This window comes from Trebonia kvetii, from assembly GCF_007827045.1.
Classification (GTDB): domain Bacteria; phylum Actinomycetota; class Actinomycetes; order Streptosporangiales; family Streptosporangiaceae; genus Trebonia; species Trebonia kvetii.
In genome coordinates this window covers 1040274-1061723 of the sequence record NZ_RPFW01000003.1, presented here as the reverse complement: position 1 = coordinate 1061723, position 21450 = coordinate 1040274, and the positions used below count along the sequence as shown (strand labels likewise).

Here is a 21450-nt window from a genome sequence, read left to right as displayed (position 1 = left end):
GAGATGTCTTTGTCAGGTCCTTGGGCGAAGAGTGCGCATCATGACGACCGTGAAGATGAGCATCGCGACAAAGAGCAAGGTGCCGATGGCCATGCCGTAGCCGTACTGGTCGTTGGAGAAGGCGGACTGGTACATGTCCAGGCCGGGCACGAGCGTGGCGGTGCCCGGGCCGCCGTTGGTGAGCAGCAGGATCGGGATGAAGTTCTGCACCGCGAAAATGCCGGACAGGATGACCACGATCCGGAACTGCGGCATCAGCAACGGAATGTCGACGGTGAACACGCGCCGGAAGGCGCTGACTCCGTCGAGCTTGGCGGCGTCCAGGACGTCCTTCGGAAGGTTCTGCAGTCCGCCGAGGAAGATCAGGAAGCCCAGGTTGGAGATCCATGGAAAGCCGACAAGCAGGATCGAGACCAGCGCGAGGCTCGGATCACTCAGCCAGGAAGGCTCGGGCAGGCCGACCGCCCCGAGGATGTGATCGATCAGGCCGCTTGACGGCTGCAGCAGGTAGGCCCAGACCTCGATCAGCACCAGGGGCGGCAGCACGATCGGCAGGACCAGGACGTACCTTGCTATGGCGGCGGCCCGCCGCGGCATGTGGGTGACCACCTCCGCGGCGGTGAACTGCGCCACGAGCGTGATCAGGATGCTGCCGCCCACCAGGACCGCGATGTTCTTCGCCTCAATGCCGAAGGTCGGCGACTGTACATACTGCTTGAACTGCGAGATGCCCGCGTATGTGGGCGGGGTGAAGCCGTTCCACTGGTAGAAGCCGCCGATCAGGCTGCGCACCGCGGGGTAGTAGCTGAAGACGCCGATCAGCAGCAGGCTCGGCAGCAACAGCACCGCGAGGACCGGCTGATAGCGGCGCCGGGAGAGGCGCAAGCTCCCGTTAATCCCGTGTTTCGCACCCATGAACGCTTCGTCCATGGCTGCGATCTTTCGCCATACCTGCTGGTCAGCGCTAGGATGCGGTTCGCAACTATTAGCACAAAATTCGCATCGGTGTCGTCGGGGAGTATTCTCCGCGCATGGACGAAGATCCTCCGGTCGGCACCGCTCAGGGGTTGTTCCACTTCACCGACGGGGCGCTCGCCTACGCGGGCCCGTACCTGCACGACCACGACAGCCCCGTGCATACGCACAGCTTTGTCGAGATCGCCTTCGTGGTCAGCGGGGAAGGCGTGCACAACTGCCTCAATGGCCGGAATCTGGTCCGGCCTGGCGATGTCATCCTGCTCCGGCCGGGCGTCTGGCATGGATACGCCAACTGCAGTGACTTGAGCGTCTATAACTGCTGCTTCAGCAGTGAGCTGCTCCGCCGTGAGCTGTCCTGGACCAGGGAGGATCCGCTGCTCGGGTATCTGCTGTGGGCGGGCCCGTACTCGTCCTCCGCCCGCGGAATGCTGATGACCACCCTCGATCCGCCCGTTTTCGACGAATGCCTGTCGCACCTCGATGCGCTGGCCGCCCTCCGTCACCAGCCACAGCAGCGTCATCGGGGCGACGTCATCGGCCGGCTGTCCCTGCTGTTCAGCCAGCTCGGCCAGTCGGTCATGCCGGCCGAGCCGGGGGTCGCCGAAGGTCACGGGTCGGCCCATCCGGCGGTCGGGCGGGCGATGCGCCTGCTCGAGGCCGACCTCGCACGGCCATGGACCCTGCTCGACCTGGCAAACGAACTGCACCTTACCCCGCGTCACCTGGTGCGACTGTTCAACACGGCGACGGGGCTGCCGCCCATGGCGTACCTGGCGCAGATCCGCGCCGAGCACGCCGCGCTGCTGCTGCTGCACTCCGACGAGCCGGTCACCGGGATCGGGCGCTCCGTCGGGTGGCCGGACCAGAACTATTTCGCCCGCCGGTTCAAGGCGCACTACGGGCTCAGCGCGACCACCTACCGTAAGCGATTCGCCACCGAAGCCGCCCACCTCGATGACTCCGGCGCATCGATGTCACCGGTTAAGGGGCGCGACCGGCTCCCGCTCGATGACCCCGATGACGTCACCGCGCGCGGGTCGCGGAGCTGACTTCGCAATGCTTTGGTGATCGCGGTTCCGATCGCGCCCGCTCCCCCGGTGACAACGGCGATCCTTGCCCGGGCGGAATCCCGTGGGGTAATGATCTCATCTCGCTTGAGGGGGCGTCGTCTGGCCATGGTGCGACCGCGTCCAGTTGGCGCAGTGCCTCTTCGTCGAGCGTCACGTCTTCTGCTGCCAGGTTCTCCCGCAGGTGAGACACCGAGCCGGTCCCCGGGATGAGCAGCACGTTCGGGGCCAGTTGCAGCAGCCACTTGAGTGCGACCTGCACCGGCGTGACGCCGAGGCGCGCGGCTGCCTGGGCGACCACAGGGCTGTTGAGTACGGGGTTCTGCTGGCCGCGCGGCCAGCCGAGCGGGCCGAACGGCACGAACGCGATTCCCCGGCTGAGACACTCAGCAAGCAGCGGGGCTGCCCGCCGGTCGGCGAGGTGGAACAGGTTCTGCACGCAGACAATGTCGGTCCCCGCCACCGCATGCCGCAACTGCTCGAGGCTGATATTGCTCAGGCCAACCCCGGCGATCAGGCCCTCGTCGCGGGCCGCCACCATCGCGGCCAGCTGGTCATCGAAACGCGCGTCGACGCGCCCGTCGCCCGGCAGGCGGAGGTTGACCGCGGCCAGCCGGCCGACCCGCAAGCTCCGCAGGTTGCCCTCGATGCCTGCACGCAGCTGGTCCGGATCGTCGAACGGGAGGACGGCCCCGGTGTCGTCTCGCCGGACCCCGACCTTGCTGACGATCGCCAGCTCGGCCGGGTATGGGTAGAGCGCGTCGCGGATCAGGTCGTTGACGACATCTGGACCGTAGTACTGGGCCGTGTCGATGTGGTTGACTCCGGCGGCCGCCGCGGCCCGGAGCACGGCGATCGCCGCTGCCCGGTCAGCCGGCGGACCGAAGACGAATGGACCGGCGAGCTGCATCGCACCGTACCCCGACCGCCTGACCTGCATCCGGCCAAGCCGGAACGCGGACATCATCGTGGCCTACCTTTTCCGGCCCGGGTCGCGGCCATGGTCGATCGCTCCCGCAGCGGGGCGTCCGTCGGCGCGCCGGCTGGTTCGATGGCGGCGGAGAATTCGATGGCGGCGGAGAAAAGGTAGCTGGTGGCGAGGCTCCGGTAGGGCCGCCATTTTTCCGCGATGGCGAGCACCTCCGGCTCGGCGGGGAGGTGGTCGAGCTGATAGGCCGCCTTGACCGCCTTGCGCAGTGCGAGGTCGCCGGGCAGCACGACGTCTTCTCGCCGCAGTGCGATAAGGAGCGCGCCCTGCACGGTCCACGGGCCGATCCCCGGGATTGCGGTGAGCTCGGCTATCACCTCGTCGTCCGGTAGGCGGCTCAGCCCGTCCGGGTCGATCCGTCCGTCCGCTATGCGCTCGGCGAGCTCTCGCAGTGTGCCGACCTTCCGCCACGACAGCCCGGCAGCACGGAGCTGGCCGGCTTCCACGTTCAGCAGTTCGGCCGCGGAGGGAAGACGGCCGTCAAACAGCTCCTCGATGCGGGCCAGGGTGCGGCGGGTCGCAGGGACCGACAGCTGCTGGCCGGCGACCTGGAAGAGCAGGGCGCCGAAAAGGTCCATGGGCGGCAGCTGGGCCATCCACGCCCGGGGATCGAAGTCCGGCCGGTCGTCGATGAGCCGTGCCAGCACAGGGTCGGCGTCGCGCAGGCGTGAACGCGCTTGCCGTAGCCACCTCGCGTCGGCATTGATCATTGGAACCTTCTCATCGCTAGGTTCGACTCCACCCGAACATAGCGGCCATCGCGGTGAGCGACTGTCACCTGATCCTGGTGAATTGCAGGGAGCCGAGCCTCGATCGACCACTCATACCACGGGCCTCGCACACGGCCGGGTCGGCGCGGTCCGCCGAGGGGTTACTCGGTTTCTAGTTCCCGCAGGGTGGTGCGGGTGAGCTCGATGAGTTCTGATCCTTCTCCGGCCAGGATGGTCCTGGTAAAGGGTGAAGCCCTTGATCTGCCCGTAGGCGAGCTTGGGCCGCCGGGTGCCGTTCATCCGCAGGCGCGATGGTTAAGACGGCCACGGCCGGATAGGACACGCATCGCACGGGGGTGCAAGCCTGCCGTGCACGGAGGGCTGATCATGTCGGCATGCAGGCAACTGGCAGTCGTGGTAACTCCGGAGCGCAAGGACCCGGGATGATGCTGCACCTTGCCGCACAGGTGAGCGGGCAGGTCGTGCCCGCCCGCGCGCAGATGGCGGCCACGCTGGGGTTTCACATCATCCTGGCGTGCCTGGGCATCGCCTTTCCGACGATCGTGCTGCTCGCCGAGTTCATCGGCCTGCGGCGCCACGACGAGACCGCGCTGCTGCTAGCGCGCCGCTGGTCGCAGGCGATGGGCGTGCTCATCGCGGTCGGTGCGGTCACCGGGACCGTGCTGTCATTCGAGCTGGGCCTGCTGTGGCCGGGCCTGATGCGTCAGTACGGGTCGGTGCTTGGGTTCCCTTTCGCGATCGAAGGGCTCTTCTTCTTCCTTGAGGCGATCTTTGCCGGGGTATACCTGTGGGGCTGGCAGCGGCTGCCGGGGTGGGCGCACTGGTGGTCCGGCGTGCCGATCGCGGTGTCGGGGATCTTTGGCGCGATGTCGGTGATCGCCGTGAACTCGTGGATGAACACCCCGGGCGGCTTCACGGAAAGCGACGGTCGGATCACCTCGATAAGCCCCTGGCAGGTGTTCTTCAACCACGCCGCCCTCTACGAGATGCCGCACATGGTCCTGGCCGCATACATGGTCGTCGGGTTCCTCGTCGCTGGCGTGTACGCGGCGGGCATCCTGCGCGGCCGCCGCGACCGCTACCACCACGCCGGCTTCGCTATCGGGTTTGTGCCGGCCGCGATCCTGACCCCGTTCCAGATCTTCGTCGGCGATACCGCGGCCCGCTCGATCGCCGCTGACCAGCCGGTGAAGTTCGCGGCCATGGAGTACGTCGCGCAGACGTCGCGGCAGGTGCCCGAGTGGATTGGCGGCGTCTACGTCAACGGGAACATCTACGCGGGGATCAAGATCCCGTTCCTGGATTCGCTGCTCGTCGGGTTCGGGCCGGGGACGCGGGTGATCGGCTGGGACAGTGTCGCGCCCGCTGACAGGCCGCCAGTGGTGTGGCTCATCCACCTCGCCTTCGACATCATGGTGGGGATCGGGACGCTGCTGCTGCTCTACGGCCTGTGGGCCGCCTACGAGTGGTGGCGACGGCGACGGCTGCCGCCACAGCGGCTGTTCTGGTGGGCCGGCGCGGTCAGCGGGCTGGCCGCGATCGTGGCGATGGAGTGCGGCTGGATCGTCACTGAGGTCGGCCGGCAGCCGTGGGTGGTTTACCGGCTCCTGCCCACTGCTGACGCCGCCACCAGCAACGGCGGCGTGCTGACCAGCCTGACCCTGGTCGTCGTCGTGTACGCGGTACTCGGGGTGGCAACGATCGCGATCTTGCGCCTGCTGTCCCGGCGATGGCGTCGCGGCGATGCCGTGCAGGCCGTCCCGTACGGCCCCTCCCCTGCGCCACAGGACGCGGACGCCGGCAAGGCGGAGCGGTAGTGGCCTACGACGCGGTAGGCGGCATCCTGCTCGCCGGCATCACCCTGTACGCGGTGCTTGGCGGGGCGGATTTCGGCGGCGGCCTGTGGGACCTGCTTGCCGGCCCCACCGCGCACGGCAGGAGGCCCCGGGCGCTGATCGATGAGTCGATCACCCCGGTATGGGAGGGCAACCATGTCTGGCTCGTCTTCGACCTGGTGATCTTCTGGACCGCCTTCCCGCACGCGTTCGCCTCGGTAATGAGTGCGCTTGCGCTGCCGCTGTGGCTGGCGCTGGCCGGGATTGTGCTGCGCGGCGCCGGGTTCGCCTACCGCAAGGAGCTGTCCCGGGTGAGCCTGCAGCGGGCGGCCGGCGCCACCTTCGCCTTTTCCTCGCTGGTGACGCCGTTCTTCATGGGCACCGTGGTCGGCGCCATCGCCGCCGGCGCCGTCCCGGCTGACGCAAGCCAGGCCAGCCTGGCGGCCTGGACCAGCCCGACGGCGCTGCTGGCCGGGTTCTTGTTCGTCGCCGCCTGCGGCTACCTCGCGGCCGTCTACCTTGTGGGTGAGGCAGCAAGCCGCGGCGACCGCGGCATGCAGGCCTACTTCGCGCGCCGCGCCCAAGCCGCCGCCATCGTGGCCGGGGCCCTGTCGCTGGCGGCCCTGTTCGAACTGCAGAACTCCAATCGGCTCCTGTTCGACCGACTCACCGGCCGGGCCCTGCCACTGGTCGTGGTGGCCGGGGTTTGCGGGCTGGCGGTCTTCGCCCTGCTGGCCGTCGGCCGGCCCAAGGGCACCCGGGTCATCGCGGCGCTCGGCGTCGCCGCCGTGGTCTGGGGCTGGGGCGTTGCCCAGTACCCGGTGCTCTTGCCCGGCACCTCGGTGACCTTGAGCAACGCGGGCGCGCCGCAGTCCACCATGGTCGCGGTCATCGCGGTGTTCATCGCCGCCCTGGTGCTGGTCGCGCCCTCCTTCGCCCTCCTGTACATGCTGCAGGGCCGCCATCTGCTTGGCGGGGGCGAGCACGGGGCGCTGCCTGCCGCCGCCCCGGCCGGCAACCCGGGGCAGGCGGCCGCCGGGCGCCCCCGGCAGCAGGTACCGGCACTCCGGCAGGCGCCGGCACGCCAGCAGGTACCGGAACGGCAGCAGGCTGGCCGGGCCATCCGGACGGCCGCGGTCGGCGCCGTGACCATCGCCGCGGTCATCAGGCGGCTGAGGCAGCGATGACCACGACAACGACGACGTGGCGCCCACGCCACCTACGCCGGCAGGCCGCCCAGCAGCGTCGCGTGACCGAACCATCACTGTGCGTATCCCCCGCCTGGCTCCCCGAATTTCGCGTCGTTACGGTTGGCTCATGGTGCGATTGAGTCCCCTGGAGTGGCCGGTCGTCCGCCAGGTACGCTCGGGCGACCTGCTTGGCCGCGGGCCGGCGGTAACGTCAGCGCTCACCCGGGCACTGGCACCGCGCACGTCGACCGCTGATCGCGTTGTGCAGAGCGTGTGCCCGTACTGCGCGGTCGGCTGCGGGCAGCGGATCTACGTCAAGGACGAGAAGGTCGTCCAGATCGAGGGCGACCCCGATTCCCCGATCTCGCGCGGCCGGCTGTGCCCCAAGGGGTCGGCCAGCGAGCAACTGGTGAACTCGCCGGGCCGCCAGGTCAAGGCGCTCTACCGCGCGCCCTATGCCAGCGAATGGCAGAGCCTGGACAAGGACGCCGCCATCGACATGGTGGCCGACCGCTTCATCGAATCGCGCCGCCGCACCTGGCAGCAGCAGGATGACGAAGGGCGCCTGCTGCGCCGCACGATGGGCATCGCCGCGCTCGGCGGCGCGACCCTGGACAACGAAGAGAACTACCTCATCAAGAAACTCTTTACCGCCGCCGGCGCGGTCCAGATCGAGAACCAGGCGCGCATTTGACACTCCGCCACAGTTCCCGGTCTGGGAGCCTCGTTCGGGCGCGGCGGCGCCACGCAAAGCCTGCAGGACATGGCCAACGCCGACTGCATCGTCATCCAGGGATCCAACATGGCGGAGTGCCATCCGGTTGGCTTCCAGTGGGTGGAGGAGGCAAGGGCCCGCGGGGCTAAAGTCGTCCATGTCGACCCGCGGTTCACCCGTACCTCGGCGGTCGCGGACCGGCACATCGCCATCCGGGCAGGCTCGGACGTGGTGCTCCTCGGCGCGCTGATCAACTACGTGCTCACTAACGACCTGTGGTTCAAGGAGTACGTCGTCGCCTACACCAACGCGGCGACCTTGGTAAACGAGCACTTCCGTGACACCGAGGAACTCGGCGGTATTTTCTCCGGCATCGATCCGGAGACCGGGCACTACGACCCGTCGCCCTGGGCTTACGCCCAGCTCGCGGGCGCGCCTGCGGCGGAGACGCCTGAGCACGGCGCCGTTGCGTCTGCCCGCGCGGCCGGCGACGGGTACGGCGCCGGGGGCCCGCCGCTGCTGCACTCCCGAGATGGTCCGCGACGTCTGCGGCATCAGCGCGGACGATTTCGCCTACCTGGCCCGCACGATCACGGAGAACTCCGGGCGGGACCGGACTACCTGCTTCGCCTACGCCCTCGGCTGGACGCAGCACTCCTTGGGCGCGCAGTTCATCCGGGGCGCCGCGATCCTGCAGTTGCTGCTTGGCAACGTGGGCCGCCCCGGCAGCGGCATCATGGCGCTGCGCGGGCACGCCAGCATCCAGGGGTCGACCGACATCCCCACGCTGTTCAACCTGCTTCCCGGGTACCTGCCGATGCCCAGCGCGGGCAGCCACGACACCCTCGCCGCCTACCTGCACGCGGTCGGCAGCAAGGCGCAGAAGGGGTTCTGGGCCGATGCCGACGCCTATGTGATCAGCCTGCTCAAGGCATGGTGGGGCGACGCCGCCCGGGCCGACAACGACTGGGCCTACGACTACCAGCCCCGGCTGACGGGAGCCCACGGCACCTACCAGACGGTGACCGCCATGCTCGCCGATCAGGTGGAGGGCTACTTCCTGCTCGGCCAGAACCCGGCCGTCGGGTCAGCGAACGGCCGGCAGCAGCGGCTGGGCATGGCCCACCTGAAGTGGCTGGTGGTGCGAGACCTCAACCTGATCGAGTCGGCGACCTGGTGGAAGGACGGCCCGGAGATCGCCTCGGGTGAGCTGCGTACCGGAGACATCGCGACCGAGGTGTTCTTCCTGCCCGCCGCCAGCCACGCGGAGAAGGCCGGCACGTTCACCCAGACGCAACGGCTGCTGCAGTGGCGGCATAAGGCAATCGACCCGCCGGGTGACTGCCAGAGCGATCTGGACTTCTTCTACCTGCTCGGCCAGCGGATCAGGGAGAAACTGGCCGACTCGACCGACGAACGGGATCGGCCGCTGCTCGATCTGACCTGGGATTATCCCACCGATGAGCACGGCAATCCCGGCCCCGAGGCCGTGCTGGCGGAGATCAACGGTTACCGCCGCAGCGATTCGGGCGCCCGCGAGCCGCTCTCGTCGTACACCGAGCTGCGCGCCGACGGTTCGACGACCGCTGGCTGCTGGATCTACACCGGGGTGTACGCCGACGGCATCAACCACGCGGCGGACCGGGTACCGCGCGGCGGCCCGGGGCCGAACCAGTCGGAGTGGGGCTGGGCCTGGCCGGCCAACCGGCGGATCCTCTATAACCGGGCCTCAGCCGACCCGGACGGCAAACCGTGGAGCGAACGGAAAAAGTGTGTCTGGTGGGACGAAGAGCGGCGCCAATGGGTTGGTGACGACGTACCCGACATCGTCCTCGACCGCGCCCCGGGCAGCCGTCCCGACCCGGATGTTGGTGGTCCGGACGGGCTCGCGGGCGATGACCCGTTCATCATGCAGTCCGACGGGAAGGGTTGGCTGTTCTCCCCGAGAGGCATGGTCGACGGACCGCTTCCCACACACTACGAGCCGCAGGAGTCACCCGTCGCCAACCTGCTCTACCCGCAGCAGCAGAATCCCGCCCGGGTTACGTTCCCGCGGACGGACAACCTGAGCGCGCCGAGCGCCGGCGCGCCTGGCTCGGACGTGTACCCGTACGTGTTCACCACCTACAGGCTGACCGAGCATCACACCGCGGGCGGGATGAGTCGCTGGCTGCCGTACCTCGCTGAGCTGCAGCCGGAAATGTTCTGCGAGGTGTCGCCTGAGCTGGCCGCGGAGCGCGGCCTTGAGCCCTACGGCTGGGCCACCATCATCTCGCCGCGCTCGGCGATCGAGGCGCGGGTGCTCGTCACCGACCGGATGACCCCGCTGGTCATCGCCGGCCGCACCGTGCACCAGATCGGGCTGCCGTACCACTGGGGCGTGGGGAAAGACGCCATCGTCAGCGGCGACGGGGCCAACGACCTGCTCGGCGTCACGCTCGACCCCAACGTGCAGATCCAGGAGTCCAAGGCCGCGTGCTGCGACGTCCGCGCGGGACGCCGGCCGCGCGGCGCGGACCTGCTCCACCTGGTCGCGGACTACCAGGAGCGCTCCGGGGCCACGGTGGCCACCGACAACGCACGGATCACCGACCCAGCCCGCGAGGTCGTCGATCCGCCGTCGAGGAAGGGAAAGTAATGCCGCAACTGGCCGGACCGACCGACCCCGCGGCCGACGCGCGGTGGCCAGATGTCAAGCCGCGCAAAGGCTTCTTCACGGATACCTCGATCTGCATCGGCTGCAAGGCCTGCGAGGTGGCCTGCAAAGAGTGGAACCACAACCCGCGGGACGGCGACCTGGAACTACTCGGGTCCTCCTACGACAACACCGGCGCGCTTGGCGCCAGCACCTGGCGGCACGTCGCCTTCGTCGAGCAGAAAAGCGAGCGCATCCAAGAGGCGCGGGCGACCGGCCGCGCCCTGATCGATCTCGGCATGCCCGGCATGGGTGCCCCGGCGCCCGCAGACTCAGCATCAGCCGAGACGACGCCGCCCGACACGCCTGAATTCCGCTGGCTCATCTCGTCCGACGTGTGCAAGCACTGCACGCACGCCGGATGCCTCGACGTGTGCCCCACCGGCGCGCTGTTCCGTACCGAATTCGGCACCGTCGTGGTGCAGGCCGACGTATGCAACGGGTGCGGCACGTGCGTGGCGGGCTGCCCGTTCGGCGTCGTCGAGCGCCGCGCCGACGGCACCGCCGCCCCGAAGACCAAGCGCGGCGAGCGGAAAGGCGAACAGCCCGATGTGCCGAATCTCGGCGTCGCCCAGAAGTGCACGCTGTGCTACGACCGGCTAATCGACGACCAGACCCCGGCGTGCGCGAAGACCTGCCCGACGACATCCATCAAGTTCGGGGACCGGGCGGACATGGTGGCCCTGGCTAAGGAGCGGGTCGCCGAACTGCACGCGCAGGGTAGGACTGAAGCGCGCCTGTACGGTGCTAACGAACTGGACGGTGTCGGGGGCACCGGGTCGGTCTTCCTGCTCCTCGACGAGCCGGAGGTGTACGGGCTCCCGCCGGATCCGCGCGTCCCCACGGCCGACCTGCCGCGGATGTTCCGGCGGGCGGGGCTTGCCGCGGCCGGCATGGCCGCCGCGGCCCTGCTCTCGTTCCTCGGAGGACGCCCGTGACGACCTCGGAATACGACAGCCTGCGCCCGCCGGAGCCGACCGGCCGGGCTAAGCGGACCGGCAAGCGACGCCGGCGGGCGCATCCCCCTGGCGGTGACGGCGCGCGCGAGATGCCGGTGGTCCCCGAGGCAGGCTTCACGTCCTACTACGACCGTCCAGTAGTCAAGCCGGCACCATGGGGCTGGGACGTCGCGGCGTACCTCTTCCTCGGCGGGCTCGCGGGCGGCTCGGCCGTGCTCGTCGCCGGCGCGCAGCTCACCGGGCGGGCCACGCTGTGCCGCAACTGCCGGCTGGCCGCGCTGGCCTCGGTCAGCCTGGGTGCCGTCGCCCTGGTGCGCGACCTCGGCAGGCCGGAACGCTTCGTGAATATGCTGCGCGTGATCAAGCTAACCTCGCCGATGAGCCTCGGCTCGTGGATCCTCAGTGCCTTCAGCGCCGGCGCGGCGGTGGCGGCCGCCGCCGAGGTCGACCGGATCACCGGGGAACGGCTGCCGCTTGGCCTGCTGCGCCGTGTGCTGCGCGTCGCCGAGGGACCGGCAGGGCTGGAAGCCGCGGCCCTCGGTCCCGAACTTGCCGTGTACACCGCGGTCCTGCTCGCCGACACGTCCACTCCGACCTGGAATCATGCACACGATGAACTGCCCTTCGTGTTCGTCAGCTCCGCCAGCCTGGCCTCGGCCGGTCTGGCGATGATCACGACCCCGGTGGCGGAGGCGGCCCCGGCACGCAAGCTGGCCGTGCTCGGCGTCATCGGCGATCTGGCGGCGACTAGGGTGATGCACCGGCGAATGGACCCAGTCGCGGCCGAACCACTGCACGAGGGCAGGCCAGGCACGCTGCTGACGTGGAGCGAGGGACTCGCCGTCGCGGGCGGGATTGGGGTCCTGCTCGGCGGCCGTCGCCGCCCGGTCGCCGCCACGGCCGGGCTGGCGCTGATGGCTGCGTCGGCGCTCACCCGCTTCGGGATATACGAGGCGGGCATGCGTTCCGCCAATGATCCGCGCTACACGATCGAGCCGCAAAGGCGGCGGCTCGCCGCTCGCCGCGCCGCAGGCGTCACCGGCGATTCGATCACCACGGCAGGCTGAACTCCGTCGGACACGACTGGTCGTGACAGTTACTCAGCGCTGACCCCGGGCCTGAGCGGTCCGCGGCTGGGATGCACGGATGACGGATGGCTGCAGTACGCGGTCGGCTAGCAGGCCAAGGCAGGACAGGTTCGGGAAACCAGGGCCTTGAGCCAGGCCCGCCAGCACTGGCAGGTGCAACGCGGGAGTGAGGTTGTCCACTGCCAGGCTGAAGCCGATGGACCGTTCCACGTCACGTGCCTCCACGCGCCCGGACGATCCAACTGCCTTGGCCAGAGCGGCGTGCGCGGCCTCGGTGAACAGCGGCAGCCACCACAGGGCGTCGAAGCCGATCGCGGTCACTACCAGGTCGTACTTGACGCGATTCGTCTCCTGCCCGTCCTCGATCTCGATGTCGACGGCATCGTCGGACGGATGCAGCCGGCGGACCCGGCCGAGAACTGTATGCACCCGGTCGGCCTGGTCAAGGACCGACTGCACACTGACAGAGAACACGCCCCGGTCGGTCCGGCGGATGAATGCGCGGCGCTGCCGCTCCGGCAGCCGGAGCCACACCGACGGGTCGGTGTACATGTGGCTTTCCGTGAAGCTCTCGCCCCTGGTGAACAGCGCACCCTCGGTACTGATCAGCTCGATCTGGGCGGACGGGTCGAGCACCTCGAGTAGCGCAGTGGTGATGGCGCCGGCTGTCTCGCCGCCGCCGATCACGCACGCGGTCCTGATCTCCTTCTCGGGCAAGGCCGCCATATGCTGCCAGACGGTCCGCCCGTCCAGTACTCGCGGGTGCCCGGCGGGCTGGCCAGGCAGGCGCAGTGCATCGCCGGGTCCGGTGAAGACCAGGCTCTCTGCCTCGATCACTTCGCCGCCCGCTTCTACCAGCCAGCTTCGCCCCGCACGGTCTACTGTGCCGATCGCCGTGCGGCGCACCGTGATCCCCGCCGTCTCGGCGACCCAGGTGATGTACTCCGCCCAGCGCCCGTGGGCCGGCCTGGGGCAGCCGCGGTCCACCCACTCGCCCAGCTGCTGGGTGGCCATCAAGTACCCGTGCCAGGAGAGCGCCTGCATGCGGGCACTGACCTCGGCGGACCGCTCGCCCCAGGCTGGCAGGTACGGAAAGCCAAGGTCCTTCTCGGGCCGGGTGCCGAGCTGGCGACGGCCGTCGGTGTAACCACTCTTGCCGTGCCAGTACCCGGCAACGCCGAGCGGGTCCACCACGGTCACCTCAGGCGCCGGGAGCCCGGCGGCGGTCAGCGCGGCCGCCTTGGCGGCGATCGCGATCCCCTTAGGCCCGGCCCCGGCTACCAGCAATCTACCCACTTCAGACACGCTACCGCCTCGTCTTCTGACACTGGTCTGCCATCACCCGCACCCGGGGTCGCCAAGCCACTCAGCCAGTGGCGGCGCGACCGGGGCCCGCATGTCGCGGTGGTGCGACCAGGCGACGTAGCCGTCGGGGCGGATCAGGAGCGCACGGAAGCCTGCCCAGTCTGAGTGGTCGCTGGCGAGTGCTGCGGTGACCACGTCAAGGCGGTCGCGGTAGCCGGCGGCCAGTTCCGCGCTGATCGGCTCCTGCACCGCCGTGGCTGTGTCTTCCGGGGAGGAGATCACCAGGAGAACGAACCTCGCGGACCGCAGCAGGCCGAAGACGCTTGGCGCCGGCGCCCCGCGCAGGTCCAGGTCGGGCACCCGCCAGCCTTCGCCGGGACTGCCGTCGCCGGCCTGGCCGTCGTACCTGATGGCCAGGCCGGACAGCCGCAGCGCGAGATCCTTGCGCAGCGATTCATGCGCGCCGAGCAGATCGTTGAACCGGTCGCGCAGCGCGATGCCGGCTTGGGTCGGGTTCGCGAACAGGGCACACTGCGCACGAGAATCTGCGATGACGTCCAGGGCAACAGGAACCCGTTCCGCGGAATAGGTGTTGAGAACCCCGGCCGGGGCCAGGCCGCGGATCGCGGCGGCTAGTTTCCAGCCGAGGTTGGCGGCATCCTGCAGGCCCAGGTTCAGGCCCTGGCCGCCAGCGGGAAAGTGGACGTGCGCCGCGTCACCCGCGAGCAGCACCCGGCCAGCCTGATAGGCGGGGGCGTGCCTGGCCTCGTCGCCCACCCGGCTCAGCCAGGTGTCCGGGGTCTCGCGCATGCCGAAGTCAGTGCCGGCCAGGCGCAGCGTGCTCGCCCGCAGGTCAGCGAAGGTCACCGGCTTGCTGACCGGGTCCGCGAGCGTCGCGTGGTCGATCGGCGCGATACGCCACCTGCCGCCGCCCAGGTCCACCATGTAGATCGAGCCGCCTGGGCGGTTCAGCGTCAGCGCCCGTCCCTGCGGCGGATCGGTCAGCTCGGTGTCACCGAGGATGGTGGTCCAGGCAGTTGGCTCACCCGCCCAGTCGAGGCCGGCCGCCTTCCGCACCGCGCTGCCCGCGCCATCGCAGCCCACGACGTAGGGCGCTCGCAGTCTCCTGGTGCCGTCAGGTGTTGTCACGTCGAGGTCCACGGCGTCCGCGTCCTGGCGCAGCTCCGTCACGGTGTGCTCACGCAAGACAGGAACGCCGAGTTCGGCGAGATGGGCCGCCAGCAGCTCCTCGGTGCGGCGCTGCGGGAGGAAGAGCGTGTAAGGGAACCGCGTGTCGAGAAAGGACAGGTCGAGCCGGTTAGTCAGGATCGCGTAATGCGAGGACGGCACCGGCATGCCTTCCGCGGTCCAGCGGCCGGCTATCCCGCGCATCGCGAACTGCTCAAGCGTTCGCGGGTAGATGGTCAGCGCCTTGGAATGGGGCGGGCGCTCCGCCCGCCTTTCCATGACGACCGGCCGGACACCGCCCCGGTGCAGCTCAGCGGCCAGCCACATGCCGACCGGGCCGGCGCCTACCACGACCACATCATGCGAACCCAATTCCGCGCTCATCAGGAAGCATCCTCGCATTGCCCTGTTTTGGAATCCAGCAAGCGTCGTCACCGGCCAGAAATTGTGGCCGCGCCCCGCTTCCAGCGTTTCCCGTTTCCCGCCCTAGACGCGGGTAGCAATGTTCCGCGAGCCGGGCTGCCGCCCGGCCGGCTGTGTATCGGGAGGGATGACGATGCCCAGGGCACAGATCAAAGATGAGCGGACGTACCAGGCACTGCGGCGGGAGGGGAACAGCAAGGAGAAGTCGGCCAGGATCGCCAACGCGGCGGCCGGCAGTTCGCGCAAGTCGGTCGCCAGCCGGGGCGGGCACAGCGGCCCTTATGAGGACTGGAGCAAGATCGATCTGCTCCAGCGCGCCCGCGAGATCGGGATCAAGGGCCGCTCCTCGATGAGCAAGGCGCAGCTCGTCACCGCGCTGCGCGACCACTGACCGGCCCGGCAGGCCAGCGATGGCAGCGCCGTGTTACCGACGATTCGATCAGTCCCGGCTGCTCGCGGAGTAGCCCCGGCTCATCGCGAGCACCGCGTCACGGCGGTTCAGCCCGCCGAACGGCGAGCCGCCCGTCGGGTTGTCGCTGCCGTAAATCCAGGTAGGTCCGTCGGCGAGGTGCTCGAGCGCCGCTTCCGCGACATCGGCGGGGTCGGCGAGCGCACCGTACGGCTCGCCCTTGGCGTCGAGCACCCGGCGCAGGGACGGGGTATCGGTCCTGCCGAGCACGAGCCCGAGGACGTCCCCCCCGCTGTCCCGCCACTCCGCCCACAGGCTTTCCGCCAGGACCAGGTCGAAGGCCTTCGTGGCGCCGTAGGTGGCAAGCGTCGCGCCGCCGGCCCAGGCCGCGCCCGACGTCACGAGGACCACGGCCCCGCGCCCCCTGGCCACCATCGGGGCACCGAAACGGTAGGCCGCTTCGAGCACGCCCGCGCAGTTACGGCGGACTAGCTCCAGGTGGTCGGCGAGGTCCTTGTCGAGGAACGCGACGCTGCGGTCATCGCCGCCGGCGTTGTAGACGAAAAGACCGACCTCCAGATCGGAGGTCGCGTCCGCGAGCTCCGCCAGGGCGCCGGGGGCGCTGAGGTCGAGCGGCACCGTTCGGACGTCGACGCCGTACCGCGCCCGGATCTCGTCAGCGGACGCCTCAAGCACCGGCACCCGGCGCGCCACCAGCACCACGTTGATGCCACGGGCGGCCATCCCCCTGGCGAACGCCGCGCCGACGCCGTCGGACCCGCCGGCCACGACGCCCCACGGACCGTACTTGCCTGTCATGGTCATCGTCACCCTTCGGCCGCTGTCATGACTGAGGGCCTAACGCCGGCTCAGCGGGGGCCAGCATCTCGCGGTGCCCGGCGGTGCTGTCAAGGGGCGTGACCCACTCAGCGATGCGCCGGCCCTGCAGGGGTCCGCACGCGCTGGCCCGGTCGCACCGTAGTCTCCGGTCGCTGGCTGGCCGCCGAAGCCGTGCGGAGTCGGCTGGCCTGGAAGAGTCTGCCGCAACCGTTCGGGATGAGCAGGTGTGTCACCGGCGTCTCGGCCGGGGCGCTGCCGGTGCGGATTAGCGGCCAGCTGAGCGGCAACCCGCCAGCAGCAAGACAACGAGAAGCGGTCACGCCCGGCAGACGCGCTGGATTAGGTACTGCCAGCTGTCCGCGATCCGTTCGGCCGTCCCGGGGGTCGCGGTGGTGCCGGACGCGGCCAGGTAGAGCAGGAACGGACCGTCCAGGGCAGCAGTGAGCTGGGTGGCCAGCATGTCCAGGTCGGCGCCGCTCAGGTCGAGCTGTCCGAGGAGCATCCGAATGTGCACCTGGGAAATCGGTGATTGCGATCCGGCCGGTATCGGCTGGTGGCCGTCGAGTGCGGCGCGGGCGATGTCGCCGTGCGCGATCAGGAAGCCGGTCCGGGCCCGGCCGTAGGCGATCAGCCGCTCCAGCGGCGGCGCACCCGGGCCCAGCGGCGGTGACCCGGACAGGACCTGCTGCTGGAAGGCCTGCTCGTCGTCGTCGAGGAGCGCGGCGAAGATCCCGGCCCGGGTGCCGAACCGGCGGAACACCGTTCCCTTTCCCAGGCCCGCCCGTTCGGCGAGCCCGTCCATGGTCAGCGTGTTCGGGCCCTGCTCCGCGAGCATCTGGCGAGCGGTGGCGAGCAGGTGCCGCCGGTTGCGCGCGGCATCGGCACGCTCGGCGCGCGGCGCGCCCCAGGTCACCACGAACTCGTTCACGGGACTCACTCTACGGCCGGAATATTAAGCGGGGTAAAGTCCGTTTAGCTGAGCACGCTTCCAGCGCAGCACGCTTCCGACGCAGTTCAGGAGGAACTCTCATGGTCCGGATCGGCATCATCATCGGCAGCACCCGCCCCAATCGCAACGGCGAGCAGGTCGCCAAGTGGGTGTACGACGTCGCCGCCCGCCGCAGCGACGCCGAGTTCGAACTCGTCGACCTGCGCGACTACCCGCTGCCGCACCTGGACGAGCCGCTGCCGCCCGCGATGGGGCAGTACCAGAACGAGCACACCAGGCAGTGGGCCGACAAGATCGCCTCGTTCGACGGGTTCGTCATCGTCACTCCCGAGTACAACCACTCCACCTCCGGGGTACTGAAGAACGCCATCGACTACCTGTACGCCGAGTGGAACAACAAGGCGGTCGGCTTCGTGTCCTACGGATCGGTCGGCGGCGCCAGGGCCGTCGAGCACCTGCGCCTGGTCGCCGGCGAACTCCAGCTGGCCGACGTGCGCCAGCAGGTGGCGCTCTCCCTGCTCACCGAGTTCGAGAACTTCAGCGTGCTCAAGCCAAGCGACTACAGCCTGGCCTCGCTCAGCACCCTCCTGGACCAGGTCATCGCCTGGAGCACCGCACTGACGCCGCTGCGCCAGCCAGCGGTGACCCCAGCTCAGTAATCCGCAACAAGGACACGCTCATGGACATGACTACGCCGGGCACCGCCTATTCCTTCGGGCTCGACACCTTCGGCGACCGCAACGCCGACGCCGGCGGGCGACCGCTCTCGCACGCGCAGACGATCCGCAACGTGGCCGAGGAAGGAGTGTTCGCCGAGCAGGCCGGCGTGGACTTCTTCGGGATCGGCGAGCATCACACCGACTACTTCCCGATGCCCGCCGGGGACGTCGTCCTCGCCGCGATCGCGGCGAGGACGGAGCGGATCCGCCTCGGCTCGGCGGTGACCGTGCTGAGCTCCGACGATCCGGTCCGGGTGTTTCAGCGGTACTCCACGCTCAACGCGATCTCCCACGGCCGCGCCGAGGTCATCCTCGGCCGCGGCTCGAGCGTCGAGTCGTTCCCCCTCTTCGGCTACGACCTCGCTGACTACGAGGAACTCTTCGAGGAGAAGGCCGCCCTGTTCGCCGAACTGCTCAACGGCAAACCGGTCACCTGGTCAGGCAAGACACGCGCGGCGCTGACGGACCAGGACGTGGTGCCGCACACCGAGTCCGGCCCGTTCCCTGCCTGGATCGGCGTCGGCGGCAATCCGGGATCTGTGGTCCGCGCGGCCCGCCTCGGGTTCGGGCTCGCCCTCGCCATCATCGGCGGCCCGCCTGCCCGGTTCGCGCCCTACTCGCAGCTCTTCCATGAGGCGCTTGAGAAGTTCGGCCGACCGCCGCTGCCGGTCATGGTGCACTCGCCTGGCCACGTCGCGGCCACCGACGCGCAGGCCAAGGCTGAGTTCTGGCCGCGCTGGCGGGAGGTCATCAGCCTGGTCGCCGCGGAACGCGGGTTCCCGGTTCCGACCGAACAGTCCTTCGAGGCGGAAACCGGGCCGCGAGGCGCGCTGTACGTCGGCTCGCCCGAGACCGTCGCCCGCAAGATCGCCGCGAACCTGCGCACCCTCGGCGCCACCCGTTTCGACCTGAAATACGGCGTGCCAGGCATGACTCACGAACAGCTCATGACCGGCATCGGGCTGTACGGCGGCACGGTGATCCCGCGTGTGCGGGAACTGCTCGCGACGGCCGCCGCGTAGGGCACACGACGGCTCCGTCACGGTGCGCTAGGCGCGCTCGGCCTGCAGTTCCCTGATGATCTCCAGCGCGGAGTCGATGTGCTTGCCGATATTGAGCTGAGAATTGACGACGTGCCGGACCACGCCAGCGCGGTCGATCACGTAGGTGACCCGGCCGGGCAGCAGGCCAAGGGTCGAGGGGACCCCGTAGCTCTTGCGGACACTTCCGTCCTCGTCGCTGAGCAAGGTGAATGGCAGCTTGTGGTGACCCGCGAAGGCGAGGTGGCTGGCGACCGAATCGGAGCTGACCCCGATCACCTCGGCGCCAGCGTCGGTGAACACCTCATAGCTGTCCCGGAAGGCGCACGCCTCCTTGGTGCAGCCCGGGGTCTCGTCCTTGGGGTAGAAGTACAAGATCACCACCCGCTCGCCGAGCCGGTCACTGAGCCGCACCGGCTCGCCGGCCTGCGATGGCAGGGTGAAGTCGGGAGCTTTGTCGCCGGCCTTGACACTGTGCGCCATGCTGGGCCTTCCTTCAAGTATCAACAATAAGATTGAATACGATCCTATTGTGCACAATATAAGTGTGCAAGGCATACTCTTAGCCATGGCCGGTTATCCACAGTTCGAGCTGGACCGTCAGCTCTGCTTCGCCCTGTACGCTGCCAGCCGCGCGATGACCCGGGCGTACGGCCCGTTCCTCGCGGACTGCGGCCTGACCTACCCGCAGTACATCACCATGCTTGCCCTCTGGACGGATCCGGACCAGCCGAGCTCCGTGGGTGAACTCGGCGAACGGCTGCACTTGGACAGCGGCACGCTCACCCCGCTGTTGAAGCGGCTGGTCTCCAGGGGATACGTAACGCGTTCCCGCGATGCCAGCGACGAGCGGCGGGTCCTGGTGGCCCTGACCGCGGAAGGACTCGCACTCCGCGACCAGCTCGCCGCCGTGCCCAGGTCAATCGCGTCCTGCCTCGGCTTGGACCCGGCGGAGGGCATCGCGTTGCACGAGCGGCTGACCGCCCTCACCGCGTCCCTCGAGGCAAGCGCCTGATTCCCTCATCGGGGTAAGTAGGCTCGCTGAGGGGGTGCCGATGGCTGCGCAGGCGACTTACCGGGACGGGGCGGCGTACGACAGGGCGGATGCGCACCTGGCCCGGTCGGATGCGGTGATGGCGGAACTGGTACAGCGACTCGGGCCGGTCGCACTGCCTGAGGTCGAGACACCGCCAGACATGTTCGGCGCGCTGATCATGGCGATAGTCCGCCAGCAGTTGGCGACTGCCGCCGCGGCCGCGATCTACGGCCGGCTGCTCCGGTACTTCGGTGACCGTGTGCCGACCCCCGACGCGCTGCTGAGCGCGGGCCCTGAGCTGCGGACCACGGTGGGACTGTCGCACGCGAAGGATCGCGCGGTGCGGGCACTCGCTCAGCAGGTCATGAGCGGCGACCTCGATCTTGACCAACTGCCGTCCCAGCAGGACGAGGAGGTGCTCCGGTCGCTGACGTCCGTGACGGGAATCGGCGAATGGACGGCCGGAGCGTTCCTGATGTTCTCCCTCGGCCGGCCCGACGTCCTGCTGGCCGGCGATCTCGGCATCCGCAAGGCAGCCCAGCTCGCTTACCGGCTGGACGAGCTGCCGCGACCGAAGGCCCTGGAGGAGATCGCCGCACCGTGGCGGCCGTACCGCACCCGCGGTTGCGTATACCTGTGGGCCTCACTGAGGGGCGGCCGCTGATTCACCATCGCGCTACCCGAGGGTGCGGATGACGCGCTCGCGGACTTTGCGCAGAGTGACCGCCGCGGCGCGCAGCCAGAGGTGATTGCACGTCACGGTGATCAGATGGTGGTTTTCCGGGTACCTCCCGTCACGGGGGGTTATCACATGGCACAGGACGCGGAGCACGCACCCGTTCGGGATAATGCTGATCTTGTCCGCGCTGACCGAGACGCCGTCGCAGCGGCGGCGCCCGCGCGCGGAGAGGGCGACGCGGACGCTCGTCGCTGGCTGATCCTTAGCGTCGTCTGCCTGGGGGCAGCTGATGGTGGTGCTCGACGCCACCGTGGTGAATATCGCGCTGCCGACGGCCCAGCGCGACCTGGCGTTCTCGAACGCGAACCGGCAGTGGGTGGTGACGGCCTACTCGCTGGCCTTCGGCGGGCTGCTGCTCGTCGGCGGGCGGATGTCGGACCTGGTGGGCCGCAAACGGATGCTGATCATCGGCAGGGCAGTGCACAGCTACGCGGTGACGTTCTGGGTGTCCGCCGGGATCTTCGCCGGCGCCGCGGTCGTCTGCGGGCTCGTGCTACGCCCCGGCGTGCTTGAGCAGCCGGACTCGGAGACCGCGGTGTTCGCGGCGGCGTGAAAG

The 21450-nt window shown here is 69.3% G+C and carries 20 protein-coding genes and 1 pseudogene; 12 read left to right on the top strand and 9 right to left on the bottom strand.

What is annotated here, in order from left to right; genetic code table 11:
• Positions 1-12: 12 nt before the first annotated feature.
• On the bottom strand, positions 13-930 hold the full coding sequence (locus EAS64_RS19675) for a carbohydrate ABC transporter permease (RefSeq protein ID WP_145854657.1): 918 nt from the start codon (positions 928-930) through the stop codon (positions 13-15).
• Positions 931-1031: 101 nt separating this feature from the next.
• Between EAS64_RS19675 and EAS64_RS19670 the strand changes: the two genes are divergently transcribed.
• Positions 1032-2027: an AraC family transcriptional regulator gene (locus EAS64_RS19670; protein ID WP_145854655.1), complete on the top strand. Its 996-nt coding sequence runs from the start codon at positions 1032-1034 to the stop codon at positions 2025-2027.
• Here the strand turns inward: EAS64_RS19670 and EAS64_RS19665 are convergent.
• A complete protein-coding gene (locus EAS64_RS19665) occupies positions 2002-3012 on the bottom strand; it encodes an oxidoreductase (protein WP_222849418.1) in 1011 nt (336 codons plus the stop codon). The genes EAS64_RS19670 and EAS64_RS19665 overlap by 26 nt on opposite strands.
• Positions 3009-3743 carry a DNA-3-methyladenine glycosylase family protein gene (locus tag EAS64_RS19660; RefSeq protein ID WP_145854653.1) on the bottom strand — a complete coding sequence of 245 codons (735 nt, stop codon included), beginning with the start codon at positions 3741-3743 and terminating at the stop codon, positions 3009-3011. The genes EAS64_RS19665 and EAS64_RS19660 overlap by 4 nt, the downstream gene beginning before the upstream one ends.
• 443 nt (positions 3744-4186) lie before the next feature.
• Between EAS64_RS19660 and EAS64_RS19655 the strand changes: the two genes are divergently transcribed.
• The 5 genes and pseudogenes from EAS64_RS19655 to nrfD all read left to right on the top strand — a co-directional run bounded on the left by EAS64_RS19655 (position 4187) and on the right by nrfD (position 12225).
• A complete protein-coding gene (locus EAS64_RS19655) occupies positions 4187-5581 on the top strand; it encodes a cytochrome ubiquinol oxidase subunit I (protein ID WP_145854651.1) in 1395 nt (464 codons plus the stop codon).
• Complete coding sequence (locus tag EAS64_RS19650) at positions 5581-6786, top strand: cytochrome d ubiquinol oxidase subunit II (RefSeq protein ID WP_222849417.1); 1206 nt, start codon at positions 5581-5583, stop codon at positions 6784-6786. Before EAS64_RS19655 ends, EAS64_RS19650 begins: the two co-directional genes overlap by 1 nt.
• Positions 6787-6916: 130 nt before the next feature.
• Positions 6917-10142: pseudogene (gene fdnG, locus EAS64_RS19640) on the top strand (formate dehydrogenase-N subunit alpha).
• Entirely contained in the window at positions 10142-11137 is a 996-nt protein-coding gene (locus tag EAS64_RS19635) for a 4Fe-4S dicluster domain-containing protein (RefSeq protein WP_145854646.1), read from the top strand. Before fdnG ends, EAS64_RS19635 begins: the two are co-directional and overlap by 1 nt.
• Positions 11134-12225 carry an NrfD/PsrC family molybdoenzyme membrane anchor subunit gene (nrfD, locus tag EAS64_RS19630; protein WP_145854644.1) on the top strand — a complete coding sequence of 364 codons (1092 nt, stop codon included), beginning with the start codon at positions 11134-11136 and terminating at the stop codon, positions 12223-12225. Before EAS64_RS19635 ends, nrfD begins: the two co-directional genes overlap by 4 nt.
• Before the next feature lie 33 nt (positions 12226-12258).
• On the opposite strand, the gene EAS64_RS19625 is transcribed toward nrfD, so the two are convergent.
• Both EAS64_RS19625 and EAS64_RS19620 read right to left on the bottom strand, forming a co-directional pair.
• A complete protein-coding gene (locus EAS64_RS19625; RefSeq protein ID WP_145854642.1) occupies positions 12259-13542 on the bottom strand; it encodes a SidA/IucD/PvdA family monooxygenase in 1284 nt (427 codons plus the stop codon).
• 42 nt (positions 13543-13584) lie between these two features.
• The gene (locus EAS64_RS19620; RefSeq protein WP_187366027.1) at positions 13585-15123 is read right to left on the bottom strand and encodes an FAD-dependent monooxygenase; all 1539 of its coding nucleotides are present in this window, start codon (positions 15121-15123) and stop codon (positions 13585-13587) included.
• A 172-nt stretch (positions 15124-15295) separates the two neighbouring features.
• Between EAS64_RS19620 and EAS64_RS19615 the strand changes: the two genes are divergently transcribed.
• Positions 15296-15553 carry a DUF7218 family protein gene (locus EAS64_RS19615; RefSeq protein ID WP_145854639.1) on the top strand — a complete coding sequence of 86 codons (258 nt, stop codon included), beginning with the start codon at positions 15296-15298 and terminating at the stop codon, positions 15551-15553.
• A 48-nt stretch (positions 15554-15601) separates the two neighbouring features.
• On the opposite strand, the gene EAS64_RS19610 is transcribed toward EAS64_RS19615, so the two are convergent.
• Positions 15602-16390: an SDR family NAD(P)-dependent oxidoreductase gene (locus EAS64_RS19610; RefSeq protein WP_145854637.1), complete on the bottom strand. Its 789-nt coding sequence runs from the start codon at positions 16388-16390 to the stop codon at positions 15602-15604.
• Between the two features lie 337 nt (positions 16391-16727).
• Positions 16728-17339 (bottom strand): TetR/AcrR family transcriptional regulator, encoded by a 612-nt coding sequence (locus EAS64_RS19605; RefSeq protein WP_145854635.1) that lies wholly within the window; start codon positions 17337-17339, stop codon positions 16728-16730.
• A gap of 101 nt (positions 17340-17440) precedes the next feature.
• On the opposite strand from EAS64_RS19605, the gene EAS64_RS19600 reads away from it, so the two are divergent.
• Positions 17441-18019, top strand: a complete 579-nt coding sequence (locus EAS64_RS19600; RefSeq protein WP_145854633.1) for an NADPH-dependent FMN reductase — start codon at positions 17441-17443, stop codon at positions 18017-18019.
• Positions 18020-18039: 20 nt separating this feature from the next.
• Positions 18040-19101, top strand: coding sequence for an LLM class flavin-dependent oxidoreductase (locus EAS64_RS19595; RefSeq protein WP_222849414.1), 1062 nt, complete (start codon positions 18040-18042; stop codon positions 19099-19101).
• 27 nt (positions 19102-19128) lie between these two features.
• On the opposite strand, the gene EAS64_RS19590 is transcribed toward EAS64_RS19595, so the two are convergent.
• Entirely contained in the window at positions 19129-19602 is a 474-nt protein-coding gene (locus EAS64_RS19590) for a peroxiredoxin (protein ID WP_145854631.1), read from the bottom strand.
• An 85-nt stretch (positions 19603-19687) separates the two neighbouring features.
• Here EAS64_RS19590 and EAS64_RS19585 point away from each other — a divergent pair, with 85 nt between their 5' ends.
• Together EAS64_RS19585 and EAS64_RS19580 are read left to right on the top strand one after the other, a co-directional pair.
• A complete protein-coding gene (locus EAS64_RS19585) occupies positions 19688-20134 on the top strand; it encodes a MarR family winged helix-turn-helix transcriptional regulator (protein WP_145854629.1) in 447 nt (148 codons plus the stop codon).
• A gap of 40 nt (positions 20135-20174) precedes the next feature.
• The gene (locus tag EAS64_RS19580; RefSeq protein ID WP_145854628.1) at positions 20175-20819 is read left to right on the top strand and encodes a DNA-3-methyladenine glycosylase family protein; all 645 of its coding nucleotides are present in this window, start codon (positions 20175-20177) and stop codon (positions 20817-20819) included.
• 12 nt (positions 20820-20831) lie between these two features.
• Here the strand turns inward: EAS64_RS19580 and EAS64_RS19575 are convergent, their stop codons facing one another.
• Positions 20832-21143, bottom strand: a complete 312-nt coding sequence (locus EAS64_RS19575; RefSeq protein WP_145854626.1) for a hypothetical protein — start codon at positions 21141-21143, stop codon at positions 20832-20834.
• Here EAS64_RS19575 and EAS64_RS19570 point away from each other — a divergent pair.
• A complete protein-coding gene (locus EAS64_RS19570) occupies positions 21124-21447 on the top strand; it encodes an MFS transporter (RefSeq protein ID WP_145854624.1) in 324 nt (107 codons plus the stop codon). The two genes, EAS64_RS19575 and EAS64_RS19570, sit on opposite strands and share 20 nt — an antisense overlap.
• Positions 21448-21450: the final 3 nt, after the last annotated feature.